This window comes from Lentzea sp. NPDC092896, from assembly GCF_044754905.1.
Lineage (GTDB): Bacteria > Actinomycetota > Actinomycetes > Mycobacteriales > Pseudonocardiaceae > Lentzea.
Genome location: NZ_JBIVPX010000001.1, coordinates 2136339 through 2159762 on the forward strand (window position 1 = coordinate 2136339; position 23424 = coordinate 2159762).

General features: G+C 69.7%; 27 protein-coding genes. 16 read left to right on the plus strand and 11 right to left on the minus strand.

Annotated features, from left to right (window positions below):
* Nucleotides 1–3: 3 nt before the first annotated feature.
* Together ACIQF0_RS09415 and ACIQF0_RS09420 are read left to right on the plus strand one after the other, a co-directional pair.
* Entirely contained in the window at nucleotides 4–1017 is a 1014-nt protein-coding gene (locus ACIQF0_RS09415) for a LacI family DNA-binding transcriptional regulator (protein ID WP_360029906.1), read from the plus strand.
* A gap of 94 nt (nucleotides 1018–1111) precedes the next feature.
* Nucleotides 1112–3307, plus strand: coding sequence for a discoidin domain-containing protein (locus ACIQF0_RS09420; protein WP_401026581.1), 2196 nt, complete (start codon nucleotides 1112–1114; stop codon nucleotides 3305–3307).
* Here the strand turns inward: ACIQF0_RS09420 and ACIQF0_RS09425 are convergent.
* Together ACIQF0_RS09425 and ACIQF0_RS09430 are read right to left on the minus strand one after the other, a co-directional pair.
* Nucleotides 3298–3783: a DUF305 domain-containing protein gene (locus tag ACIQF0_RS09425; protein WP_360029910.1), complete on the minus strand. Its 486-nt coding sequence runs from the start codon at nucleotides 3781–3783 to the stop codon at nucleotides 3298–3300. The two genes, ACIQF0_RS09420 and ACIQF0_RS09425, sit on opposite strands and share 10 nt — an antisense overlap.
* Before the next feature lie 32 nt (nucleotides 3784–3815).
* Nucleotides 3816–4697 carry a DUF1996 domain-containing protein gene (locus ACIQF0_RS09430; RefSeq protein WP_401026584.1) on the minus strand — a complete coding sequence of 294 codons (882 nt, stop codon included), beginning with the start codon at nucleotides 4695–4697 and terminating at the stop codon, nucleotides 3816–3818.
* Between the two features lie 209 nt (nucleotides 4698–4906).
* Between ACIQF0_RS09430 and ACIQF0_RS09435 the strand changes: the two genes are divergently transcribed.
* A complete protein-coding gene (locus ACIQF0_RS09435; RefSeq protein ID WP_401026587.1) occupies nucleotides 4907–7018 on the plus strand; it encodes a discoidin domain-containing protein in 2112 nt (703 codons plus the stop codon).
* Nucleotide 7019: 1 nt separating this feature from the next.
* On the opposite strand, the gene ACIQF0_RS09440 is transcribed toward ACIQF0_RS09435, so the two are convergent.
* Genes ACIQF0_RS09440 through ACIQF0_RS09455 form a run of 4 tightly spaced genes read right to left on the minus strand, consistent with a single transcriptional unit; the run spans nucleotide 7020 to nucleotide 8832 of the window.
* Nucleotides 7020–7328, minus strand: a complete 309-nt coding sequence (locus ACIQF0_RS09440) for a hypothetical protein (protein WP_401026590.1) — start codon at nucleotides 7326–7328, stop codon at nucleotides 7020–7022.
* A gap of 4 nt (nucleotides 7329–7332) precedes the next feature.
* Nucleotides 7333–7590 (minus strand): hypothetical protein, encoded by a 258-nt coding sequence (locus tag ACIQF0_RS09445; protein WP_093601689.1) that lies wholly within the window; start codon nucleotides 7588–7590, stop codon nucleotides 7333–7335.
* Between the two features lie 13 nt (nucleotides 7591–7603).
* Nucleotides 7604–7786 (minus strand): hypothetical protein, encoded by a 183-nt coding sequence (locus ACIQF0_RS09450; protein WP_401026594.1) that lies wholly within the window; start codon nucleotides 7784–7786, stop codon nucleotides 7604–7606.
* Nucleotides 7787–7797: 11 nt separating this feature from the next.
* Nucleotides 7798–8832, minus strand: coding sequence for a M12 family metallopeptidase (locus ACIQF0_RS09455; RefSeq protein ID WP_401026597.1), 1035 nt, complete (start codon nucleotides 8830–8832; stop codon nucleotides 7798–7800).
* 169 nt (nucleotides 8833–9001) lie between these two features.
* Between ACIQF0_RS09455 and ACIQF0_RS09460 the strand changes: the two genes are divergently transcribed.
* On the plus strand, nucleotides 9002–9589 hold the full coding sequence (locus ACIQF0_RS09460; RefSeq protein WP_401026600.1) for a GrpB family protein: 588 nt from the start codon (nucleotides 9002–9004) through the stop codon (nucleotides 9587–9589).
* Here the strand turns inward: ACIQF0_RS09460 and ACIQF0_RS09465 are convergent.
* The 3 genes from ACIQF0_RS09465 to ACIQF0_RS09475 are packed head-to-tail and all read right to left on the minus strand — an operon-like array spanning nucleotide 9543 to nucleotide 11882.
* Nucleotides 9543–10640: a sensor histidine kinase gene (locus ACIQF0_RS09465; RefSeq protein WP_401026603.1), complete on the minus strand. Its 1098-nt coding sequence runs from the start codon at nucleotides 10638–10640 to the stop codon at nucleotides 9543–9545. The genes ACIQF0_RS09460 and ACIQF0_RS09465 overlap by 47 nt on opposite strands.
* Nucleotides 10633–11298: a response regulator transcription factor gene (locus ACIQF0_RS09470; RefSeq protein ID WP_360029927.1), complete on the minus strand. Its 666-nt coding sequence runs from the start codon at nucleotides 11296–11298 to the stop codon at nucleotides 10633–10635. The genes ACIQF0_RS09465 and ACIQF0_RS09470 overlap by 8 nt, the downstream gene beginning before the upstream one ends.
* Nucleotides 11299–11315: 17 nt before the next feature.
* Nucleotides 11316–11882 (minus strand): VanZ family protein, encoded by a 567-nt coding sequence (locus ACIQF0_RS09475; protein ID WP_401026606.1) that lies wholly within the window; start codon nucleotides 11880–11882, stop codon nucleotides 11316–11318.
* Between the two features lie 70 nt (nucleotides 11883–11952).
* On the opposite strand from ACIQF0_RS09475, the gene ACIQF0_RS09480 reads away from it, so the two are divergent.
* The 5 genes from ACIQF0_RS09480 (at nucleotide 11953) to ACIQF0_RS09500 (ending at nucleotide 15778) form a co-directional block, all read left to right on the plus strand.
* Nucleotides 11953–12975 (plus strand): sensor histidine kinase, encoded by a 1023-nt coding sequence (locus tag ACIQF0_RS09480; protein WP_401026609.1) that lies wholly within the window; start codon nucleotides 11953–11955, stop codon nucleotides 12973–12975.
* Nucleotides 12968–14023: a hypothetical protein gene (locus tag ACIQF0_RS09485; protein WP_401026612.1), complete on the plus strand. Its 1056-nt coding sequence runs from the start codon at nucleotides 12968–12970 to the stop codon at nucleotides 14021–14023. The genes ACIQF0_RS09480 and ACIQF0_RS09485 overlap by 8 nt, the downstream gene beginning before the upstream one ends.
* Nucleotides 14008–14652 carry a response regulator gene (locus ACIQF0_RS09490; protein ID WP_401026614.1) on the plus strand — a complete coding sequence of 215 codons (645 nt, stop codon included), beginning with the start codon at nucleotides 14008–14010 and terminating at the stop codon, nucleotides 14650–14652. Before ACIQF0_RS09485 ends, ACIQF0_RS09490 begins: the two co-directional genes overlap by 16 nt.
* 90 nt (nucleotides 14653–14742) lie before the next feature.
* Complete coding sequence (locus ACIQF0_RS09495; protein ID WP_401026617.1) at nucleotides 14743–15372, plus strand: hypothetical protein; 630 nt, start codon at nucleotides 14743–14745, stop codon at nucleotides 15370–15372.
* 55 nt (nucleotides 15373–15427) lie between these two features.
* Complete coding sequence (locus ACIQF0_RS09500) at nucleotides 15428–15778, plus strand: EthD domain-containing protein (protein WP_401026619.1); 351 nt, start codon at nucleotides 15428–15430, stop codon at nucleotides 15776–15778.
* Here ACIQF0_RS09500 and ACIQF0_RS09505 read toward each other — a convergent pair.
* Entirely contained in the window at nucleotides 15750–16409 is a 660-nt protein-coding gene (locus ACIQF0_RS09505) for a response regulator transcription factor (protein ID WP_360029941.1), read from the minus strand. The genes ACIQF0_RS09500 and ACIQF0_RS09505 overlap by 29 nt on opposite strands.
* Complete coding sequence (locus ACIQF0_RS09510; protein WP_401026622.1) at nucleotides 16406–17539, minus strand: sensor histidine kinase; 1134 nt, start codon at nucleotides 17537–17539, stop codon at nucleotides 16406–16408. The genes ACIQF0_RS09505 and ACIQF0_RS09510 overlap by 4 nt, the downstream gene beginning before the upstream one ends.
* A gap of 135 nt (nucleotides 17540–17674) precedes the next feature.
* On the opposite strand from ACIQF0_RS09510, the gene ACIQF0_RS09515 reads away from it, so the two are divergent.
* The 7 genes from ACIQF0_RS09515 (at nucleotide 17675) to ACIQF0_RS09545 (ending at nucleotide 23375) form a co-directional block, all read left to right on the plus strand.
* Entirely contained in the window at nucleotides 17675–19009 is a 1335-nt protein-coding gene (locus ACIQF0_RS09515; protein ID WP_401026625.1) for a hypothetical protein, read from the plus strand.
* Nucleotides 19006–19392 carry a FixH family protein gene (locus ACIQF0_RS09520; RefSeq protein ID WP_360029947.1) on the plus strand — a complete coding sequence of 129 codons (387 nt, stop codon included), beginning with the start codon at nucleotides 19006–19008 and terminating at the stop codon, nucleotides 19390–19392. Before ACIQF0_RS09515 ends, ACIQF0_RS09520 begins: the two co-directional genes overlap by 4 nt.
* Before the next feature lie 12 nt (nucleotides 19393–19404).
* Nucleotides 19405–20505 (plus strand): hypothetical protein, encoded by a 1101-nt coding sequence (locus ACIQF0_RS09525; RefSeq protein WP_401026629.1) that lies wholly within the window; start codon nucleotides 19405–19407, stop codon nucleotides 20503–20505.
* Nucleotides 20498–21016: a hypothetical protein gene (locus tag ACIQF0_RS09530; RefSeq protein WP_401026632.1), complete on the plus strand. Its 519-nt coding sequence runs from the start codon at nucleotides 20498–20500 to the stop codon at nucleotides 21014–21016. Before ACIQF0_RS09525 ends, ACIQF0_RS09530 begins: the two co-directional genes overlap by 8 nt.
* Before the next feature lie 111 nt (nucleotides 21017–21127).
* Complete coding sequence (locus ACIQF0_RS09535) at nucleotides 21128–22093, plus strand: hypothetical protein (RefSeq protein ID WP_401026635.1); 966 nt, start codon at nucleotides 21128–21130, stop codon at nucleotides 22091–22093.
* Between the two features lie 9 nt (nucleotides 22094–22102).
* Nucleotides 22103–22462: a hypothetical protein gene (locus ACIQF0_RS09540; RefSeq protein ID WP_360029956.1), complete on the plus strand. Its 360-nt coding sequence runs from the start codon at nucleotides 22103–22105 to the stop codon at nucleotides 22460–22462.
* Between the two features lie 40 nt (nucleotides 22463–22502).
* A complete protein-coding gene (locus ACIQF0_RS09545; protein WP_401026638.1) occupies nucleotides 22503–23375 on the plus strand; it encodes a LysR family transcriptional regulator in 873 nt (290 codons plus the stop codon).
* Nucleotides 23376–23424 lie beyond the last annotated feature (49 nt).

Genomic DNA, 23424 nt, shown 5'->3' on the forward strand with positions numbered 1-23424 from the left:
TGCATGAGCAAGGCCGCACCCACGTTGGAGGACGTTGCCAGAGTCGCGGGCGTGTCCCGCGCGACGGTGTCACGGGTCGTCAACGGCACGCGCAACGTCGATCCTGACATCCAGGAGACGGTGCGCAACGCGATCGAGCAGACCGGGTACACGCCCAACCGCGTGGCCCGGTCTCTCGTCACTCGGCGCACCGGCACGGTCGCGTTGGTGATCTGCGGCGCCGGCGGGGGATCGGACGTGTTCACCGACCCGTTCTTCGGCCGTGTGACGGCCGGAGTGGTCGACTTCCTGCGCACGCACAGCGTGCACCCGGTGCTCATGCTCGCCGACTCGGACCACGCGCGGACCGAGGTCGTCGAGTTCCTCAGACAGGGCAGCGCCGACGGCGCGCTGCTGGTGTCGACCCATCCCGCCGACCCGTTGCCCGCCCGGCTGCTCGAAGCCGGGGTTCCCGCGGTGCTCTACGCCCGGCCCGGCAGCCCGATGCCGGTGAGCTACGTCGACATGGACCACCGCGCGGGCGGCAGGATGGCCGCCGACCACCTGGTGGCGGCGGGGCGGTACAACATCACCACGATCTCCGGCCCGATGGACGTGCTCGCGAGCCAGGACAGGCACGCCGGCTTCCGCGACGCGATGGCACGGCACGGGTTCCCGTTCGTCCCGACCGTCGAGGGCGGGTTCACGGCCGAGAGCGGCACGGCCGCGATGCACCGGCTCCTCACCGAGTGCCCGGACCTCGACGCCGTGTTCGCCGCGAACGACCTGATGGCGCAGGCGGCCGTGGACGTGCTGCAGGAACACGGACTGCGCGTGCCCGGAGACGTCGCCGTGGTCGGGTTCGACGACAGCGCGCCCGCCCTCGCCTGTCGCCCGCCGCTCACCACGATCCGGCAACCCGTGGAGCGGATGGCCGCCTCGATGGCCGAGCTGTTGCTCGCCGACCTGGAAAAACCGGGACAACGGCCGAAATCCGTCATCTTCGAACCGGAACTCGTCGTACGGGCCTCTGCCTGATTGACCTGTTCGACACCCGGCGTTAACGTCCCTTGGGAGAGCGCTCTCACGCCCCTGTCCAAGGCTTTCAGCCCTTTCCCCGTCAGGCAGGATCATGGGCTCAACCCTGTCCAGGGCCGCCGCGCTGTCCGCTGCCGCCCTGTGTTTAGTGACCACGATCAGCGTTACCTCCCAAGCGGGTGCCGCCGCGTGCGGCACCTCCAACGTCGCTCTCAACAAGTCCGCCACCGCGTCGTCGACCGAGAACGGTGGCACCCCTGCTTCCGCCGCCGTGGACGGGAACGCGGGTACGCGCTGGTCTTCGCAGTTCTCGGATCCGCAGTGGTTGCAGGTGGATCTGGGTTCGAGTCAGCAGGTCTGTCGCGTGTCGCTGAGCTGGGAAGGCGCGTACGGCAAGGCGTTCCAGGTCCAGGTGACCGACACCCCGGCGAACGCGAGTTCCTGGAGCAACCTCTACTCGACCCCGACCGGCACCGGTGGCACGCAGTCGGTCGACGTCACCGGGTCCGGCCGCTACCTGCGCGTGCTCGGCACGCAGCGCGGCACCGGGTACGGCTATTCGTTGTGGGAGCTGGGAGTCTTCACCACCACCGACACGCCGGGTGTGCCGCCGACCGACCCGCGCAACCCGGACTTCGGGCCGAACGTGTTCGTCTACGGGCCGGGTTCGTCGCAGTCGGAGATGCAGTCGCGGCTCGACTCCATCGCGACGCAGATGAAGACCAACCAGTTCGGGCCGCAGCGTTACGCCGTGCTGTTCAAGCCCGGCAGCTACAACGCCGACGTGAACCTGCGCTTCTACACGCAGATCGCGGGTCTCGGGCTGATGCCGGACGACGTGAACATCAACGGCCACATCCGCGTCGAGGCCGACTGGCTCCAGCAGGGCGACGACCCGAACAACCTGGGCAACGCCACGCAGAACTTCTGGCGCGGCACCGAGAACCTCTCGGTCACCTTGCCTCCCAACCAGATCGAGCGCTGGGCGGTCTCGCAGGCCACCGCGTACCGGCGGATGCACCTGCGCGGCCAGGCGCACCTGTGGAACGGTTACGACGGCTGGGCCAGCGGCGGTCTGATCGTGGACAGCAAGATCGACGGCGTGACCGTCTCCGGTTCGCAGCAGCAGTTCCTGACCCGCAACAGCAACCTGGCCGGTGGTTGGTCGGGGTCGGTGTGGAACATGGTGTTCGCGGGCACGCAGGGCGCTCCGCCGAACAACTTCCCGAACCCGTCGCACACGACCGTGGACAACTCGCCGGTGACGCGGGAGAAGCCGTACCTGTACTTCGACAACTCCGGTGAGTACCGCGTCTTCCTGCCCGCGCTGCGCCAGAACTCGCGCGGCACGAGCTGGGAGAACGGCAACCCCGGCACGTCGGTGTCGCTCGCGGACTTCTTCATCGTCAAGCCCGGCACCTCGGCCGCGACGATCAACGCGGCTTTGGCGCAGGGCAAGCACCTGCTGTTGACGCCGGGCATCCACCAGCTCGACGACACGATCCGGGTGACCCGCCCGAACACCGTCGTGCTGGGTCTGGGTCTTGCGACCCTGACGCCGACCACCGGCAAAGCCGCGCTGACGACGTCCGATGTGGACGGTGTGAAGCTGGCCGGGTTCCTGGTCGACGCCGGTGTGCAGAACTCCCCGGTGCTGCTGGAGATCGGTGACTCCAGCGCCACCTCGCACGCCGCCAACCCGACCTCGCTGCACGACGTGTACCTGCGCGTCGGCGGGTCGCAGGCCGGCAAGGCCACGGTCAGCATGCGCGTCAACAGCCGCAACACGATCATCGACCACACCTGGGTGTGGCGCGCCGACCACGGCGCGGGCGTCAGCTGGACGGCCAACCCCGGCCAGAACGGCGTGGTCGTCAACGGCGACAACGTGATCGCGTACGGGTTGTTCGTCGAGCACTACCAGCAGCACAACCTGGTCTGGAACGGCAACGGCGGTCGCGTCTACCTGTACCAGAACGAGCTGCCGTACGACCCGCCGAACCAGGCCGCCTGGATGAACGGGTCCAAGCGAGGCTGGGCCGGCTACAAGGTCGCTGATTCGGTGACCACGCACGATGCGTTCGGTGTCGGTGTCTACGCGTTCAACCAGGCCGATCCGAGCATCGTGACGGACAACGGCTTCGAGGCGCCGAACCGGTCAGGAGTTCGGTTCACGCACCTCGTGGCGGTGTCGCTGGGCGGCGTGGGCACCATCGCCAACGTCATCAACGGCACGGGCGGTCAGGCGGACCTGGCGAACCAGGTCCGGTACGTCGTGAACTACCCCTGACCGAGCCTGGTGAGCTGATCCCTGCGTGACGACTCGACGGACGCCGCGAACTCCTTGGTCGCGGCGTCCGTTCCGTTCTCCTGTTCACTGCGGGCGAGTTTGGCCGTCTGGTCGAGGTGCTCGTGCAGCTTCTTCGTGAGCGCCGAGGGATCCGTTCTGATGGTCAGCAGATCGGCCGCGGAGACCAGGCCAGGCATCTGGTGGCCCGCGTGCACGTTGGTGTCCGGCAGCCCTGCCCGGTCACGCAACTGCCGCAGGCGGACCAGTTCGTCCGAGTGCGAGGCCTTGAGCTCCGCGGCGAACCGGGCGATCTGGGGCGGGGCGACGTCGAGTGCCGGTAGCAGCTGTTCGTTCATCGGGATCATCAGCTGCACCCACGCGGTGTCCGTGGCGTTGAACGGGGACACCGGCGGCGCGGGCGGGGGAGTGGGCGCGGCACATCCCGCCAGCAGCAACGCGGAAACACCCCAGGGCACGCGCCGCCCTGGGGTGCATGAGGCGAGGAACCTCACCGCGGCAACCGGTAGTCCGGTCCTAGTGCGGCGCCTCGATTCGGCTTGTACAGGTCGAACCCGCGTGGGTCGCACTGCAGCCCGCCGTTGATGCAGTGCCGGACCAGCGCGGCCTGAGTAGGTGCGTCCCAGGCGTTCATGAAGTCGTAGTGCCAGGTGTACCCACGACCACTGGAGAGTCGTACGCGGGACATGTCACCGGACACCGGGAACGCCATCTTGAACTCGATCATCGGCACGGCGACCGGGTGACTTGACGGGCACACCAGCGTCGCGCGGTCCGGGTAGGCCATGTGCGACTTGTGGTCCGCTGAGTCGAGGTCGCGGCCGTTCCAGCAGCTCGGTGCCTGGTAACGGACGTTGAGCTGACTACCCGGCGTGCAGTACGCCGGGATGTCCCAGTTGTGGAAGCTGTCGCCGCACTCCCAGCCCTCGACCGCGCCGGGCGCGGTGCGGAACTGTTCCTGCGTCGCCGTGGGGCTGCCGACCACGAACCGCATGCCCGGTGGGAACGGCACGACGTCCTGGTACCTCAGGATGCCGGACTTGTAGTAGATGACCTGCGGGAAGTTCGGAGGGACGATCTGGTCGCCGTTGATGATCGACGGGAACCAGTACGCGGACTTGTCGTCGGGTGTCTTGCAGTTGGTCTGAGCACCCTTGAGCGAGTCGTTCGTGCTGCGGGCGTTGGTCGAGGGATTGCCGAGGAAGGTGTGCATGTGCGACGCGCCCGGCAGTCCCGGGAAGACGATCGGGTCGTCCGGGAGATGGGTCGTGACCGAGCAGTTCGCCTGGAACTCGTGGTGCGTGACCAGGTCATCGGCCTGAGCCGAGTTGGTCGCGACCACGACCACGGCCGCCACCAGGGCAGCCGTCATCGATAGTGCGCTGAGTTTTCGGGACACCAATGTCCTCCTGCCGACGTGGGGGAACCGGCTTGGAGAGCGCTCTCCCAAACAGCGTCCCGCTGGCCCTCCGAGGTGTCAAGACCGGTTCTTTTGACACCGCCGACGTCTGGTCGTAACGTTCGGCGGCAGGGTTGTGAGAGCGCTCTCCTCCTACATCCCTACCTGTGGCAGGAGGCGCGATGGTCCGCGTCCGCTCCATCTGCACGGTGATCGCCGTGCTCCTCGGCCTGGCAGTCCTACCGGCTCACGCCGCTCCCACCCTGCTCTCCCAGGGCAAACCCGCCCTCGCCTCGTCGGCCGAGAACGGCGGCACGCCCGCGTCGGCAGCGGTCGACGGTGATCCGGGTACCCGTTGGTCCAGTGCGTGGAGCGACCCGCAGTGGCTGCGGGTCGACCTGGGCGCCTCTTCGACGGTCAGCCGGGTCGAGCTCGACTGGGAGTCCGCGTACGCGACGGCGTTCGAGATCCAGGTCTCCGCCGACGGCAACGCGTGGCAGCCGATCCGTTCGGTGACCGGTTCGACCGGTGGCCGGCAGGGTTACGACGTGACCGGCACCGGTCGCTACGTCCGGGTGAACGCGACCCAGCGCGCCAACGGTTACGGCGTGTCGTTGTGGGAGTTCCGGGTGTACGGCGAGCAGGGCTCGAACCCGCAGCCTGGCACCGGTGTGCGGGTGACCGGGTCGCAGGGCAACTGGCGGCTGACGGTGGATGGTCAGCCGTGGGTGGTGAAGGGTTTGACCTGGGGTCCGCCGGCGGCGGATGCGGCGCGGTACATGCCGGAGTTGAAGTCCATGGGTGTCAACACGTTGCGCACGTGGGGTACGGATGCTTCGACGCGTCCGTTGCTCGATGCGGCTGCCGCGAACGGTTTGCGTGTGATCAACGGTTTCTGGTTGCAGCCTGGCGGCGGCCCCGGTTCCGGTGGTTGCGTGAACTACGTGACCGACGGTCAGTACAAAGCGGACATGCTCGGCCAGATCCGCCAGTGGGTGACTACCTACAAGGATCATCCCGGCGTGTTGATGTGGAACGTAGGCAACGAGTCCATTCTCGGCTTGCAGAACTGCTACTCCGGTGCGGAGTTGGAGACTCAGCGTGTGGAGTACGCGAAGTACATCAACGAGGCGGCGCGGGCGATCCACGCGATCGACACGAACCATCCGGTGACCAACACCGACGCGTGGACCGGTGCGTGGGTGTACCTCAAGGCGTACACGCCTGACCTGGACCTGTACTCGGTGAACTCCTACGGCAACGTGTGCAAGGTGCGTCAGGACTGGATCTCTGGTGGTTACACGAAGCCGTACATCCTGACCGAGGCTGGTCCGGCCGGTGAGTGGGAGGTTCCCAACGACGCCAACGGCGTGCCGGCCGAGCCCACCGATGTGCAGAAACGCGACGGCTACACGCAGGCCTGGAACTGCATCATCGGCCACACCGGGGTGTCGTTCGGTGGCACGTTGTTCCACTACGGCACGGAGTACGACTTCGGTGCGGTGTGGTTCAACCTGACGCCCGCGGGCAAGAAGCGGCTCTCGTTCTACTCGGTGCAACGAGCGTTCGGCGGCGCGACTCCAGCCAACACCCCACCGGTGATCTCGGCGATGAACCTGCCGCAGACCATCGCGGCCGGTGCCCCGCTGAACATCGACGTGGCCGCGTCTGATCCGAACGGGGATGCGATTCAGTGGTCGGCGGCGTTCAACAGCAAGTACATCGACAACAGCGGCGGCCTGGCCGCGACGCCTGTGCTGGTCAACGGGAACCGGCTGACCGTCACCGCCCCGGACCGCCTCGGCGTGTGGAAGGTGTACGTGATGGCCGAGGACGGGCGCGGCAACATCGGTATCGAGACCCGCTCGGTCCGAGTCGTGGCACCGCAACCCTCGGGCGTGAACGTCGCTCAGGGCAAGGCTGTCACCGCGTCGTCGTATCAGCAGGTGGGTGACGGGGCGCCGTTCCCGCCGTCGAACGCGGTGGACGGCAACGCAACCTCGCGCTGGGCCACGGACTGGGCGGATCCGCAGTGGATCAGGGTCGACCTGGGTGCGGTGACCACGTTCCAGCACGTGCAACTGGTCTGGGAGGGCGCTTTCGGACGGGCCTATGAGATTCAGGTGTCCGACGACGGCACCAACTTCCGGTCCGTCTACGGCACCACGACCGGCAACGGCGGGGTGGACTCGATCGACGTGACCGCGACCGGCCGCTACGTCCGCCTGCACGCCACCCAACGCGGAACCGGCTGGGGCTACTCGCTCTACGAGCTCGGGATCTACCGGCGGTGATCTACACCGGTTCGACGCGCACGACCACGCCGTCCGCAGGGCTGATGGCGTTGGTGCTGACCAGATCTCCGTGACGAACGCGTCCGTCGCCGCTCACGTCCACGTGGGCGGCGACGTTCAGCGCGTGGCCTTCCCCGTCGAGCTGGAACGGCAGGCGCTGCTCGGCGGTGTCGTCGCGGGAGAACTCGCTGACGTGCTCGGCTTTCGTGACCGCGGGCGCGTCGGCGAGGAGGACGTCGAGCAGCCGCACCCGCAGCACCGCCCGGCCGAACGCGGGCGTGCCTGCCGGGATCACGACGGTGCCGTGCACCTGATCAGTTCAGCACGGCGAAGCGGGCCTCGATGTCGACGGGGCCGCCGGTGAGGTTGCGGATCTCGATGAAGTACTTGATCAGCCCGGCGGCCTGCCGGTCGACCTGCACCTTCCACTCGATCTGCTGGGCGCCGTCGACCATCGGCCACGTCGGCACGACCATCCACACCACGCGCCACGCCTCCGGCCAGCTGTGGGTGAACCAGCGCCGCGACGACCCGCCGGGCACCTGTCCTCGGAACTGCACACCAAGTCGCATCGGGATTCCCCCTTCACTCGTGTTCTGGCGCTGGACCGGCGTCCTCAGCCTCGGGCTGGGCCTCGACGTCGGCGTTCTCGGTGTCGGCGGCGGCGTCCGGTGCCGCACCGCCGTTTCCCGCGGTTTGCGCGGGGTCGGCCACGACCAGGTCGTCGAGCGACGCGGGGGCGGCCCCGCCGTCGAGGTCGGCGCTCATGGCGGCTCCTCTCACAGTGCGTCCGGCGACCAGCCGAGCACGTCGTAGCGGGCCTCGATCTCGACCTGGCCGGCGGTCAGGTTCCTGATGGCGAGGAAGTACTTGAGCAGCCCACCGGACTGCCGGGTGACCTGGGTGGTCCACTCGACCTGCGCCGGGCCGTCGACCGCGGGGCCCGTCGGCACGACCGTCCACAGCACGTACCAGTGGGCGGGCCAGCTGTGCGTGAACCAGGTCCGCGTCGCGCCGGCGGCGACGGAGCCGGTGAACTGCACGCCCCGGAACACCGCGGCCGGTTCGAGGCCGCTGTACATCGCCCGCACCGCCGCGCAGTCGCCGGGACTGAGGCCGTCACGCTGGCCGATGGCGACGTTCTGGGTCGGCGTGATCGTGTTGCGGCTCGTGTCGATCGCGAACGCCCGCGGCGGGTAATGCATGATCGAGTGGTAGTCGTACGGCCCGACGTCGTCTCCGTCGGTGATGTGCTGGTTGAAGTTGTGGGCGTTCTGCTGCTGGACGTTCGTGAAGTCGATCGTCACGAAGTTGTTGCGGTCCTCACGGCTCTGCTCGTGCCACAGACCTACGCTGTGCCCGATTTCGTGAATGGTCGCGCCGGTCGGGCAGGTCGGCGCCAGCGTGATGTTCTGCCGGTTTCCGCGCATGCCCACGGGAGAACTGCACCCGTCGCCGGGCTGAAAACGAATGAAGTTCGTGTCCGTCGCGTTTCTCGGCACCAGGCGAATGCGCGTGTTGCGTTCCCAATGCGCGATGGCGTTGTGCACGCGCGCCTGGTCCGGCAGGGCGGGGTCGATCTCGAACGGCACCCGCCCGCCCGGCCAGCGGAACTGCTGACCTGGGATGACCACGCCCTCCAGGTGCAGCTCGCCGTCCTGCACGAGGGTCAGCACGATGTCGCCCTCGACTAGCGGCTCGCCGTCGACCTCGGTGTACAGCACGGCCTTCGCGCCCTGGTTCTGCGTCTGGATCATGCCGGTTCTGAGTTCGGGGCCGACGCGGAACTGGCCGCTGCCACTCGATTCGGTCATCGTGTTCACTCCCGTCCACGCAGAAGACCAACAATCCTGACCCCGAATGGGGGGATGCCCCAGGGTCGAAGGTCTCCGTCGCATTCGCGGAATTGATGGATTGTGCAAAGTGGTGGTGTAACGGCAAAGCGGCGAAGGGCGACCTCCCCGATCGGCCTAGGGTGGAAGCATGCCTTCCGCTGTCATCGTCGAATACGACGCCGCCTGGCCCGTTCGCGCACGACAACTCCTCGCCGAGGTGCGTTCGGCTTTCGCGTCACTGCCCGGGGCGGACGGCTTCGGCTACGAGCACATCGGCTCGACCGCCGTGCCGGGCCTCGGTGCCAAGCCGATCGTGGATCTGCAGGTGCGCATGCCCGATCTGCCGCCACTGGACGACCTGGCCGAGCTGCTAGCATCCACGCCGTTCGTCCCGGCCCACGGCGCGCGGCCGAATTCCCCTGGCGTGTACCGCGACGCGAGGAGGCCCGGCGATCAAGCGGACGACGCCGCCTACGAGAAGCGCCTGTTCCACTCCCCGGCGGAAGGCGCCATCCTGCACGTCCGCCGCGCCGACTCGCCGTTCGCGCGGTTCGTCGTGGACTTCCGCGACTGGCTGCGGTGTCACCCCGAGCAGGCCAGGCGCTACGAGCAGATCAAGCGCGGGCTCGCCGACGAGCACGCGGGCGCCCAGGACTACGACGACTACACGCGCGCCAAAACGGCGTTCTTCACCGAGATTCACCCGCGACTGCGTGACTGGGCAGCCGGATCGTGACGCGCAGCCCGCCTTCCGGGCGCGGCACGATGTCGAGTGCGCCTTCGTGCGCGCGGACGACGCTGTGCACGATGGCGAGCCCCAGGCCGACACCCGCGTGATCGTCGTCGCGAACGCGTTCACCGCCGCGCTGGAACGGTTCGGTGAGCGTCGGCACCAGGTCCGAGGGGAGCACCCGGCCCGTGTTCTCGACCCGCACGACGCACGCCTGGTGCTGCGGTTCGGTGTGGACGGTGATCGTGCCGCCGGCCGGGAGGTTGTGGACGATGGCGTTCTGGACGAGGTTCGTGATCACGCGCAGGAGCAGTTCCGCGGAACCGGCCGTGGTGGCCTTCCCTCCGGTGACGTCGAGCGTGATCCCGCGCCGTTCCGCCAGGGGGAGGAGGGTTTCGGCGGCTTCCTCGGCGATCAGGGAGAGGTCGACGGGCTCGCGGCTGAACAGGCCGCGGTCGCCCCGGCTGAGCAGCAGCAGGGCCTCGGTGAGGTCGATCGCGCGGCGGCTCGAGGTGTGCAGGCGGTCGAGGAACTCGCGGTCGACCAGCGAAGGGTCCTGACGGGCCAGGTCCAGCAGTGACTGCGAGATCGCCAGCGGGGTGCGCAACTCGTGGGACGCGTTGGCGGCGAACCTGCGTTGCTCGGCGACGTGCGACTCGAGTTTGCCGAGCATGTCGTCGAAGACGTCGGAGAGTTCGCGGAACTCGTCCGCCTTGCCGGGAAGCCGGATCCGGTGCGACAGGGACCCCTTGGCGGCCAGCCGGGCGGCGTCCGCGATCTTGTCGAGCGGGGAGAGCATGCGGCCTGCCAGCAGCCATCCGCCGAGCAGCCCGAACGCCACCAGGAACAGCATGGCGATGGCGGCGGCGCGGCCGAAGATGCGGGAGAGCAGGTAGCGGTTGGGGCTGGTGAAGAGCAGGCCCTTGTCGTTGTCGGGCAGGAAGCGCAGCAGGTACCACCAGGCCACCGCGATCAGGACGGCGCCGGCCACGACGACGATGCCCGCGTAGCTGAGGGTGAACTTCAGGCGGGCGCTCAGGCCGGGACGCCTAGCCATCCGCGTCGATGCGGTAGCCGACGCCCGGCACGGTCGCGATCAGCCACGGTTCGCCGAGCCGTTTGCGCAGTGCCGAGACCGTGATGCGGACGGCGTTGGTGAACGGGTCGGCGTTCTCGTCCCAGGCCCGCTCCAGCAGTTCCTCGGCGCTGACGACCCCGCCCTGCGCGCCCACCAGCACCTCGAGCACCGCGAACTGCTTGCGGGTCAGCGCGACGTACTGCCCGTCGCGGAACACCTCGCGCCGGAACGGGTCGAGCCGCAGGCCGCCGATCTCGCTGACCGGAGGCCGTGCGTACGCGCGCCGGCGAGCGAGTGCCCGTAGCCGCAACACCAGTTCCCGCAGCTCGAACGGCTTCGTGAGGTAGTCGTCGGCACCGAGCCCGAACCCGGACGCCTTGTCGTCGATGCGGTCGGCCGCGGTGAGCATGAGGATCGGCATGCCGCTGCCGGACGCGACGATCCGCCGCGCCACCTCGTCCCCGGACGGACCGGGAATGTCGCGGTCGAGCACCGCGAGGTCGTAGGAGTTGACGCTCAGCAGCTCCAGCGCCGTGTCACCGTCCCCGGCGATGTCCGCGGCGATCGCCTCCAGCCGCAACCCGTCCCGGACGGCTTCCGCCAGGTGGGGCTCGTCCTCCACGATCAGCACCCTCATGCCGCCAGCCTAGGCAGTCAGACGCCGACGAGCTGGAGTTCCGGCACCACCGCGGTTCTGGGACGCCACCACCACCAGGACAACATCGAGGCCAGCGCCGCTCCCACAGCGTTGAGCAGCACGTCGTCCACAGAGGACACCCGGTCCAGCATCAGCACGAACTGCAGGATCTCCAGGAACGCCGAACACCCCGCCGCGAACGCCAGCACCCGCCACACCGACCGCAGACCGGCGAACCTCAGCGGCCCGAAGAACCCGAGCGCCGCGAACACCAGCATGTTGCCGATGATCTGGCCCGTGTCGCCGTGGGCGACCAGATCGAGGACGTCCTCGAACGGCACCAGGCTCAGCTTGCCCGCGACACCCGGCTCCTCACCCGGCAGCATGATGATCCACACCCACGGCAGCGTCCCGTAGAAGAGGCCGACCTCGGCGAACGAGTTCCGCCACGGCCGCGCGGCTCCCCGGAACCTCCGGTACAGCGCCAGAAACAGCATCACGAGCACGGCGAGCGGTAGTCCCAGCACCGAGCCGAGCACGACCCCGGTCTCCGTACCGACCCACTCCTGCCAGGTGTTGAGCACGTCCCAACTGAAGCCGAGTGACCGTTGCGAGGGCGTACGCGTTTTTCGATACGCGGACGATATGTGCAGAATGCGAGGCGTGCTGGAGGCCAGGCTGCTTGCGACGGTGTCCCGTCTCGCGGGTCCCGTCCGCGGCGCCGGCGTCGTCCTGATCAGCCTGTTCGGCGCGTTCTCGCTGAACTCGCCGCTGGGCTGGACCCTGTTCGCGCTGGTGGCGGTGAGCACCGTTGCCGACTTCCGGTTGCCGCGCGTGGCGTTGCCGGTGGCGTTCCTTCGCGTCGTGGTGCTGTCGGTGTTGCTGGGCGCCGACGCCGATCAGTGGGTGCTGACGGTGCTGACGACGACGTTGATCACGTGGCAGTGGCAGTGGCCGCTCAAGGTCACGGTGCCCGCGACGGCGGCGTTGCTCGCGGTGCAGGTGGTGACGACCGGGCCCGGCGTGCTGGTGCGGGCGGTGCTGGAGTCGGTGCTCGCGCGGCTGGCGTACGAGTTGTTGCGCCGGTCGAGCCGGCGAGTGGACCTGCTGCGGGAACGGGCCGCCGAGCGGCGGCGGGCGGCGGCGGTCGCCCTTGACCAGGGACGACGGGAGCGGGAGTACCTGGCTCTGCTGCACGACACGGCGGCCGCGACGTTCCTGATGGCCGCGCACGGTGGCGATCCGGAGGCGGTGGCCGCTCAGGCGCGCCGGGATCTGGTGGTGCTGGCCGAACGCGGTCAGGGGCAGGGGACCGTGGACCTCGGGGCCGCGCTGACGGCGGTGGCGCGGGACAGTTCCGTGCACGTGCGGGTGGAGGCCGAGGTCGTGCCGGTGCCGGCCGGGGTCGCGCTGGCGTTCGTGCGGGCCGCACGCGAGTTGCTCACGAACGTCGAACGGCACGCGGGCGCCACCAGCGCCGAACTCACTGTGCAGCGAGGCGCGGTGGTGGTCCTCAGCGACGACGGCAGGGGGTTCGAGCCCGCGGACGTGCCAGGACACCGGCGTGGCCTGCGCGGATCGGTGGTCGATCGGCTTGCGGCGGTGGGCGGGACCGCGGTGATCGAGTCGGCCGAAGGTCATGGCACCACCGCACGGCTGAGGTGGCCCGATGACTGATCACGCGGTTCTCACCACCACGCGGCAGGTGCTGCTCGTCGTGGTCCTGGCCATTCAGCTCGTCCTCACGCTGCCCCAGCTCGTCGGATCCCCGCACGGCCCGGCGGCGTGGGTCGCGTACGTCCTGCTGACGTCAACGCTGGGCGTCGTGGCCGGGAACGTCGCGGCGGCTCGCCCGGAGCTTCCCGCGTGGCTGGCCGTCGCACCCCTCGCCGCGTCGGCTCTGGCGACGACCGCCCTGCCCGCCGGAGCGTCGTTCGGCCCGGCCGACTGGGGGTTCGGGCTCGTCGGCTGGTACCTGCTGCTGGTGCTGGTCGAACGGCCGGCGGCGCTGCTGGTGGCACTGAGCGCGCACATCTGCTTCAGCATCGCGTGGTTCGCGCACGCCGGAAACGGTGACGTCGGCACCGCCGGAGTCGTGCTCCTGAGCGGCACGAGTTTCCAGCTCGGCATCCTGGTGATCACGCGCGTGCTGCACCGGGACGCCCGCCTCGCCGCCGAGGCCGCCGCCGAGCACGACGCCGCCCGCACCCGCGAAGAGCTGGCCCGCCAACGGGAACAGGACCTGAAGGCCGGGTTCGAGGGCCAGCTGGGCGCGTTGCTGCCGTTGCTCGCCGACCTGGCCGACGAGCAGGTGAGCGTCGCCGACCAGACGACCAGGCTGCGGTGCTCGGTGGCGGCCGTGCAGCTGCGCAGGCTGTTCGCGGAGAACGACGACGTACCCGACCCGTTGCTGCACGAGCTGACCGCGTGTGTGGACGTGGCCGAGCGGCGCGGTGTCGTCGTCTCGCTCGCGGTCAGCGGCACGGCCACACCGGTCCCGACGGAGGTTCGTCGGGAACTGGTCGCCCCGATGGCCCAGGCACTCGCCGTCGCGAACGGACGTGCGAAGGTCAGTCTGCTGCGCACCGCCACCGAGGTGCGCGTGGCCGTCGTGGCGGACGCGCCCGAGACCTTGCCGGAGGCCGGTACGACGGAAGCGGTCACCGTCGAGACGAGTGTCCACAGCGGACTGGTGAGGAGCGAGGCGAGATGGCGGACGGCGTGACGGCGGTCCTGGTCGACGACCATCCCGTGGTGCGCGCGGGAGTCGCGCACTGGCTGTCCACGGCGGACATCGACCTCGTCGCGAGCGGCGAGGACCCAGGGGTGGCCTGGACCGGACCCGGTGCCGCGGCGGACGTCGTGGTGCTCGACCTGCACCTCACGGGAGGCGCACCTGCCACGTCCGAGCTGCGCAAGCTCGTCGAGGACGGCCGCAAGGTGATCGTCTACTCGATGCGCGACGACGACGAGATCGCGTTGCAGTGCCTGGAGATCGGCGCGCTCAGCTACCTGACCAAGGCCGAGGGCGCCGACCACCTCGTGCAGGCCGTGAAGGCGGCGGCCGAGGGCCAGTCGTACACGCCACCGGCACTCGCGGGCGCGCTGGCGGGCGACAGGTCGGACAGCAGGCCGGCGCTGTCGCCACGGGAGACCGAGGTCCTGGTCGAGTGGTTCCAGTCCGAGTCGAAGGAGTTCGTGGCGCAACGCCTGAACATCACGCTCAGCACGGTGAACTCCCACCTGGAGCGGATCAGGGTCAAGTACGCCGCGATCGGCAGGCAGGCCCCGACGAAGGCGGCGCTGGTGGCCAGGGCGATCCAGGACGGGCTGATCGGCCTCGACGACCTCTGAGCCGTGTGGTGTGAACGACCGATACCGCCGCTCCGGCATCCGGCCTAGCGTCCTGGGCAACCCAGGTTCCGCAGTCCGAGGAGTCCCGCAGTGACGCACGCCCGTGGCCCCCTGTTCATCGCCGCCGCCGCGACGGCAGGTCTGCTGCTGTCGGCCTGCGGCTCCGAGACCACCGGTTCGGCGACGCCCGCCACCGACACCACGACGGCCACGAGCAGCAGCACCAAGGAGACCAGCGCGTCGAAGGAGGCGCCGGCCGTCCCCGCCGGCGGGGACATCACCGCTCCCGGCACGAAGCTCAAGGTCGGCGCCCGCGCGGTCATCCCGTTCGCCTCCGGTGACAAGAACGGCACCATCGCCGTCACGCTCACCGCCATCGAGGCGGGCGCGAAGGAGGACCTGGCGAAGTTCGGCGACAAGGCCAAGAACGTCACCCCGTTCTACCTGCGGGTGAAGGTCGAGAACCTCGGCGGCACCGACCTGAGCTACACCTCGGTCTCCCTGCGCGGCCTCGGCACCGACGGCAAGGGCACCGGCGTGATCATCAGCGGCGACACCCCGAAGTGCGACTCCACCAGCGCGCCGAAGACGTTCGCCGCCGCCGGGGAGACCTACGAGACCTGCGTGCTGACCGCGGCGCCGGACGGCTCCAAGGTCGCGGCGGGCGAGTACAACCGCGGCGACGGCTACACCAAGTCGCCGGTGATCTGGGAGAGCTGAGCCGCGGGGCGATCGAGGGGTCCTCGCGGCTCACCAGACCGTAGGGTGGTGAGTCGTGACCACCATCATGGCACTGCTCAAGGCACGCGCCGGGATGAGCAGGGACGAGTTCGTCGACCACTACGAGAACCACCACGTCCCGCTCGTCCTGAGCATCGCGCCGGCACCGATCCGCTACGCGCGCAACTACCTGCCGGAGGCCGGTGAGCGCGGCTTGCCGGCCGAGTTCGACGTGGTGACGCTGCTGAGCTTCGCGGACGAGGCGACGTACCACGCCTGGCTGGCGGCGGTCCTCGCGGAGGACTCGGGCGTCGCGCAGGACGAGGAGCGGTTCCTCGACCGCTCCCGCACCCGCGCCTGGACGGTCGACGAACGGGTCAGCGGCGGTGCTGCACCAGCCCGTTGATGTGCGCGTACGCCACAGCGTGCACCCGGTCCCGCAGTCCCAGCTTCGACAGCACCCGTGAGACGTGCGTCTTCACCGTCTCGTCCCCGACGTGCAGCCGCGCGGCGATCTCGGCGTTGCTGTGGGCCGCCGCGACGAGGAGCAGCACCTCGCGTTCGCGCGTGGTGAGCAGGGCCAGTTCCGGCGGCGTCGGGGGAGGGGCGAGGCTGACGGCGAACCGCGCGATCAGCCGTTGCGTCACGGACGGGTCGATCAACGCGTCGCCGCGCGCCGCCACCCGGACCGCGGAGATCAGCTCTTCCGGTGGCAGTGACTTCAGCAGGAACCCGCTGGCACCGGCCTTCAACGCGCGGTAGACGTACTCGTCGGTGTCGTAGGTCGTGAGCAGCAGGACCTTCGTGCGGTTCGCGGGATCGGCCAGGATCAGCTCCGTCGCGCCGAGGCCGTCCAGCTTCGGCATGCGGATGTCGAGCACCGCCACGTCCGGACGCAGCCGTGCGACCTCGGCGACCGCGGCCCGCCCGTCCGCGACCTCCGCGACGCACTGGAGGTCGTCCTGGGTGTCGAAGATCGCGCGCATGCCGGAGCGCAGCATCGCGTGATCGTCGGCGAGCAGCACCGACAGGGTCATGACGCCTCCAGGGGGAACGTGACGACGGTGCGCCAGGTGCGGCCGTCCGGTTCGAGCCCGGACCGGGTGGTGCCGGCGAACATGCCCGCGCGGTTGCGGATGCCGACCAGGCCCCGGCGCACCGATCCCGAGTCGTCGCCGGGACCCGTGACGTTGCGCGCGGCGACGGTCAGCGAGTCCGGCGCGTACTCCAGGGTCACCGTCACACCGGACGCGTCGCCGTGCCGCAGTGCGTTGGTCAGCATCTCCTGGATGATCCGGTAGACCGTGATGTCCAACGACTCCGGCACGTCCCGCCGTTGCCCGCGCACCTCCAGCTGAGCCGGTCTGCCCGCCGCGCGCACGCCGTCGAGGAGCTCGTCGAGGTTGTCGAGACCCGGTTGCCGCGCGCCCTCGGACTTGTCGCCGTGCAGCAGGTCGAGCAGGTGCCGCAGGTCGACCATCGCCGCGCGGCTGGACGTCTCGACCGCGCGCAACGAGTTCGTGAGCTTGGGATTGCCGTTCGGCAGGCCGAGCCGTGCCGCGCCCGCGTGCAGGTTGATCGCGCTGACGTGATGGATGATCACGTCGTGCAGGTCGCGGGCGATCGCGCCGCGTTCCTCGGTGACCGCCTTGGTGACCGCCGCCTTCGCGTCCTTCTCCGCCATCGCCGACTGCTTCTCCAGCTCGGCCAGGTACGCGCGGCGGGCCGTCGTGTAGCGGCCGACGAGCCACGGCAGCAACGCGCCCTTGCCCGCCAGGAGCAGCGCCTGCAACGGGCCGTGGCCGGTGAGGACCATGCAGGCCATGAGGCTGGCCGAGAGGAACCCGAGCGACGCGTAGGCCGGTGCGCCGCGCAACCACGCCCCGGCCCGGTAACCGGCGATCAGCATGCCGGCGTCGTTGGCGTCGATCCCGTTGCGCATCGACACGAGGACGATCACCGGGACGGCCGCCTGCGCCGCCGCCACCCACAGCGACAGCCGGGCGGGACCGGCGAGCATCGCGTCCACGGCCAGAGTCAGGGCCAGCACGATCACGGTCTGGCGCAACGGTTCGCCGTCGAGCAGCACGAACCCGCCGTCCACGACCATGCAGACGGCCGCGACCAGCCACGACTGGTGCTTGAGGGGCAGCTTGATCAGATCCATCGAGCGCAATCCTGCCCGATGGCGTCCCTGAGAACCTCCCGCTTCGCAGGGGTCGGAGGTCCCCCGTGCGGGGGATGCGGTTTCCGTCTCGGCAGTGACGCGGTGAGGCGGGCAAGATCGATACGTTCGGTCGCGATGAAACGACGTGGTGTGATCTTGCTGTTCGTGCTGGGGGCGATCCTGGGGATCGCGGCCCCCGCACTGGCCGATGGCGTCCAGTCCGGTGCCGACATCCACGTCGCACAGAGCCTGGGGGACCGCGACCTCACGGTGATCATCCGGCGGGTCGCGGAGGTGCCGGGACCGGTGCACGTCGACGTCGTGACGCACGCGGGCACTCCGGCCGGTGACGTCGCACTGACGTTGCGCGCGGCGGGTGCGCCGAGCAGCACCGCGAAGGTGGAACTCGGTGCCACGCCTGGTTTCTACTCCGGCGTGCTGCGCGTGGACCGGCCAGGACCGTGGGAGCTGGCGGTCGACGAGGCGACCATTCCGTTCGTCGTTCCGGCGCTCGTGCCGTCGCCGTGGGAGAACGCGACCTACGGCGGGTTCATCGCGGCCGGCGTGTTGTTGCTGGCGGCACTGCTGCTCGCCGTGTTCGGCAGGCCCGGTCTCGCGCTCGTGCCCACGGCGGGCATGGTCGCCGCGGTGGCGGTCGGGGTGACGGCGGCGTTGCTGGCACCGAGCATCCCGCCGGTGGCGGCGCCCGGCACCCAGCTGGACCCGACCTACGACAACGTGACGAACCCCTACGAGCGAACGTCCACAGTGGACTTCTCGCGGCCGCCGGTGAACCTGGTTCCTGCGATGGACGGCAACGACCTGGTGCTCAGCCTGACGGACGGCTCGTCCGGACGGCCAGTGGACGACCTGCTGGTGCACGACAGCGCGTTCATCCACCTCGTCGTGGTGTCGCCGTCCGGTCACCTCCGGCACCTGCACCCGGTCCGCACGGCACCTGGCGAGTACCGCGCCCGGCTGCGCGACCCCGAACAGGGCACGCACGCGATCGCGGCCGAGATCGCCCGGCGCGGCGGGGGAGTGCAGCTGCTGCGGTCCGGTGTGGACGTTGCCGGATCCGCTGCGGCACAGGCGAACGACGGGAAGACCGAGACGGCGATGGACATCCGGGAAGCGGGCAGGCCCAGCACGATCACCGCGAAGTTCGGTGAGCGCGACCTGCAGCCGTGGCTGGGCATGCTCGGCCACATGATCGTCGTCGGCCCCGTCACCGACACCGCCGTCAACGCGCCGATCTGGGCGCACGTGCACTCGATGATCCCGCCGACGCCGGGCATGCCCGACAAGCCGGACGAGAGCGTCGCCGCCTACGGGCCGGACGTGCCGTTCACCTACTCGTTCCCGTTGCCGGGCAGGTACCTCGTGTGGATCCAGGTCGAACGGGACTACTCGATCGTCACCGTGCCCGAGGTCGTCGACGTTCCCGCCGGGAAGGTGGCCTCGAAGTGAAGCGTTCAGCGGTAGCCGTCCTGGCCGGGGTGATCGCGATCGTGGCCGCGCTGGTCGTGCTGTGGCCTCGCGGCGTCGAGGCCCAGCCCCACCTCGCCGAGAGCGGAGGGTTCCGGTTCGAACTCACGCCCACCAGCACCAGAACCGGCAGCAACACGTTCGACCTGCGCATCACCGACCGCTCCGGCAACGCCGCCGACGGCGACGTGACGGTCGAACCGGCGATGCCGCAGATGGGCCACGCGCTCGCCCCGATCACGGCGGCGCCGCGGGCTCCCGGTCAGTACCAGGTCGCGGGCGTCGACCTGCTCATGGCCGGCCAATGGGAAATCACCGTGTCACTGCGCAGCGAGCGGGTCGTGATCCCGCTGCTGCTCACCTAGGAGGGGGAGGAAATGACGGTGAACATCGCGGCGACGGCAGCGTCGCCGGCGAGGACGGTCCCGAGGGGGTTGATCCCGGCGAGCGTCGTGCTCGGTGGCACCCTGCTCTCGCTGATCGGACTGACCTGGGACATCCAGTGGCACTCCGACGTCGGCCCGGACACGTTCTTCACCATGCCGCACCTGTTCCTGTACGCGGGCAGCGCGATCTCAGGCCTGGCTAGCCTCGCCGTGGTGCTGATGACGACCGCGAACGCCAAGCGGGACAAGGCGATCGACCCGATGGTCGGCGGCCGCGCGGTCGGCGTCTTCGGACGCACGTTCGAGGCACCCGTCGGCTACCTGATCTCCGGCATCGGCGCGGCGCTGTTCCTGGTCTACGGCTTGTGGGACCAGTGGTGGCACGGCCTGTACGGCTTCGACGCCGTGATCGACTCGCCGCCGCACATCGGCCTGCTGCTGTCGATCTCCATCACGATGGTCGGCGCGGTGATGATCTTCGCGGTCGCCCGTGACGAGCGCTGGGGCACGTACGGCGTCGCGGGTGCCGCGGCCACGTTGCTCGCGTTCAGCATGGTGACCGTGCTCGGCCTGCGCGCGTTGCCCGGCGGACCCGTCAACACGGTCAACGCGGGCAGTGCGTTCTTCTCGGTGATGATCCTGTTCATGGGCGCGTACGTCCTGAAGCAGCGCGGCGGTGCTCTCGTCGTCGGAGTGGTCGTCGCCGCACTTCAGGCCGTGTTCTGGTGGTTCTCCCCGTGGGCCACCGAGGTCTACGCGGACGCGACCGGCCTGCCGTTGCGCGACTACGTCGACGGCGTCCCCGGCCTGCCCAACATGATCCCGATGAGCCTGATCCTCGTCGCGGTCGCCGTGGAACTGATGCGCGGGCTGCCCGCCTGGGTCCCCGGCGCGGTCGGTGGCGTGATCATCACGGGCCTCGCACCCGTGCAGCGCATTCTCGTGTACGGCAGCAACTTCCCGGCCATCGAGCGCTATGTGGCCACCGTCGTTGCCGGTGCGCTGCTCGGCGCCCTCGCCGGGATGCTCGGCCGCCGGTTCGGTCACATGCTCCGTCACCTCGCACCCGCAAAGGAAGACCGCCATGCGTAAGACGTTGCTGAGCCTGCTGGGCACGGCCGCCCTGCTGTTCGGGCTGGCCGCGCCGGCGCTGGCCTTCGAGCCGGTGAACGTCGTGCACACCGAGAAGGTGCAGGCAGGGCCGTACGACCTGACCATCGGCTTCAGCACGTGGCCGGTGAAGGCGATGCAGTCGCTGGACTTCACGTTCGCCCCCGAGGACGGGATCGACGGCAAGAAGGGCACGCTGACCGTGCTCCACGAGGGCGTGACGGAGGACGACGACCCGCTCGCCCGTCATCCCCGCAAGCGGGAGGTGTGGGGCCTGGACATCTACGCCCTGCCCGAGCCCGGGACGTGGACGATGCGGTTCGACGTCGACGGGCCGGCGGGCGCGGGGACCGGTGAGCTGAAGAACCTCCAGGTGATGGAGCAGCCCGGCCCGCCGATGGGCCTGTCGTGGGCCGTCAGCACCATCCCGCTGTTCGGTCTGATCGCGTTGATCGTGATCGCCTGGCGGCGCACGCGGACCGTCGTCGCCTAGTTGCCCTGGATCAGGTGGCAGGCCCGGTTCCTGCCACCTGACCGGGTGAAGTTCGGTTCGAAAGGCTTGAGCGGCTGGCTTTTCGGTCGCGAGGTCCGGTACCCCTGCGCCGTGCGTTTGCCTCACGCGGTTTGGATTGGCGGGCTGTTGCTGCCCGCGTTGCTCGCCGCCACCGGCGTGGTCGTCTACGGCGGTGGCATCGAGCGGGCGCTGGACGCCGATGTGCGTTCAGCGCTCGGAAAGGCCGGCTACCACGGCGTTGTCGCCGTGGAGGGCCGGACCGTCGTGGTCAGCGAGGTCGCGCCGCGGTCGGTCGACGCGGTGCGCGCCGTGGTCTCCGACGTGTCCGGTGTCGGCACGGCCGAGGTGCGGCAGGCCGAACCGGCCCAGCTGTTCGTCGCGGTGCGCGGCGCGGAGATCCTGGTCTCCGGCGCGGTCGCCGACGACGAGGAACGCGGCGCGCTCATCGCGGCCGTGCAGGTCGCCGACCACCGCGTCACGGCCGCGCTCCGGACCGGCGGCCTGCTGCCGATTCCCCCGGCCGTTGTCGGGCGGGTGGTCTCCGCCGCCCTGTCCGCCAAGGTCTCCGACGTGACGGCGACCGTCCACAACGGTCAGATCGCCATCGCCGCCCGCGTCCCCGACGAGGCCCGTGCCACCGCGGTCCGCGAGGCCGTCACCCAGGCGGCGAACGGCCTGCAGGTCACCGACCGCATCGAGGTCGGCCCGTCCGCGGCGGTCGGCGACCTGAACGTCGAAGCGCTGCACGACTCGATCTCCCGCCTGGTCAACGGCAACGGCGCGATCCGGTTCGTGCAGGGCACCACCGCCTACGAAGGCCACGGCACGGTGCTCATCCAACGGGTGGGCCGCATGCTGCTGGTCGCGCCGCGCGCCTCGATCACGTTGGTGGCGCACGGCACCGACCAGGCGGTGGCCGCGAAGCGCGGGGAACTGGTGCGCGACGTCCTTGTGGGCCAAGGCGTGTCGCCCGCGTTGATCGCCATCGAGACTCGTCCCGCCCCCGGCGGCGAGTACGACCCGGCCACTCGCCAGGTCGACGTCGTAGTCCGTTAGGAGTTCGCTGTGCTCTGGTTGTTCTCGCAGATGTTCCTGCTGTGCCTGGTGTCGTTCGCGGTCGGCTCGCTGGTGACGTGGCTGTCCGTGCGCGGCCGCCTGCAGCCCGAACGCCCCAAGACGCGCCTCGCCCTGCCCGCGCCCCGGCCAGCGGCGGAACAGGTGGTGATCGCCGAACAGCCGGTGGCGCCGAAGCCGGCGAAGCAGCAGTCGTTGCCGGTCAAGGGCAACTCGAAGACGATGGTCTACCACACGCCCGACTCGCCGTACTACCGGCGGACCAAGGGCGACATGACGTTCGGCTCCGAGGCCGAGGCCGTGTCGGCTGGCTACCGGATGTGGACCACGAAGGCCCGCGTCAAGGCGTGAGCTGGCTATAAGCTGCGGGTATGACTGATTGCCAGCAGCGATGAACGTCGAAGGGCTGCGGTACGCGCAGGCCGTCTCGCAGACGAAGTCCTTCAGCGCCGCCGCACGCGCGTACGGCGTCACCCAGCCGGCGTTGTCCAACGGCGTCGCGCGGCTGGAGGACGAGCTGGGCATCAAGCTCTTCGACCGGTCGCCGCGCGGGGTGATGCCGACGGCGCACGGCACGCGGATTCTGCCCATGATCGACCAGGCGCTCGGACTGCTCGACGCCGTGGTGAGCGAGTCGCGCCGACTGGCGGTGGTGAGGTCGGGTGCCGTGCGGATGGGCGTCTCGCCGCTCATCGGGTCCGAGCTGGTGGCCTGCGCGTTCGAGGCCGCCCGTGGTCTGCCGCGTCCTCGTGACCTGGTGCTGCGGGAGGCGGACCTGGACGCGCTGGGCGAGGCCCTGCGAGCGGGTGAGCTGGACGTTCTTCTGGTTCCGGCCGTGCTGCCGTTGCCGTCGTTCCGCCGCCGGTCCATCTCCAGCGAACCGGTAGTCGTGATCAACTCCGCGGCGCCGGGCGACGGAACGCCGCTGGAACTGGAGGCGGCCGCGGCCGCCGACTACATCCTGGTACCCGACACGTGCGGCCTGACGAAGTTCACGACGCAGCTCTTCAGCGGCAACGACCTGCCTCTGCGCCGGTATCCCGGTGAGGCGGCCAGTTTCCGCGTGCAGGAGGAGTGGGCGCGGATGGGCGTCGGTGCCGCTCTGCTGCCGCGGTCGAAGGTCACCGGCGACGCCTCGTGCCGCCCGCTCGTCCGCGCGGGTGTGTCGGTGCGGATCTCCTACGAGGCGGTCTGGGCGCGGGACACCCCGCTGACGGCTGAGCTGGAGGAGTTCGCCGACGCGCTGGCCGCGTGCCGTGAGTGATTACCTCTCGTTATGACCGCATCACCGAAGATCGTCTACCGCGCTGCCA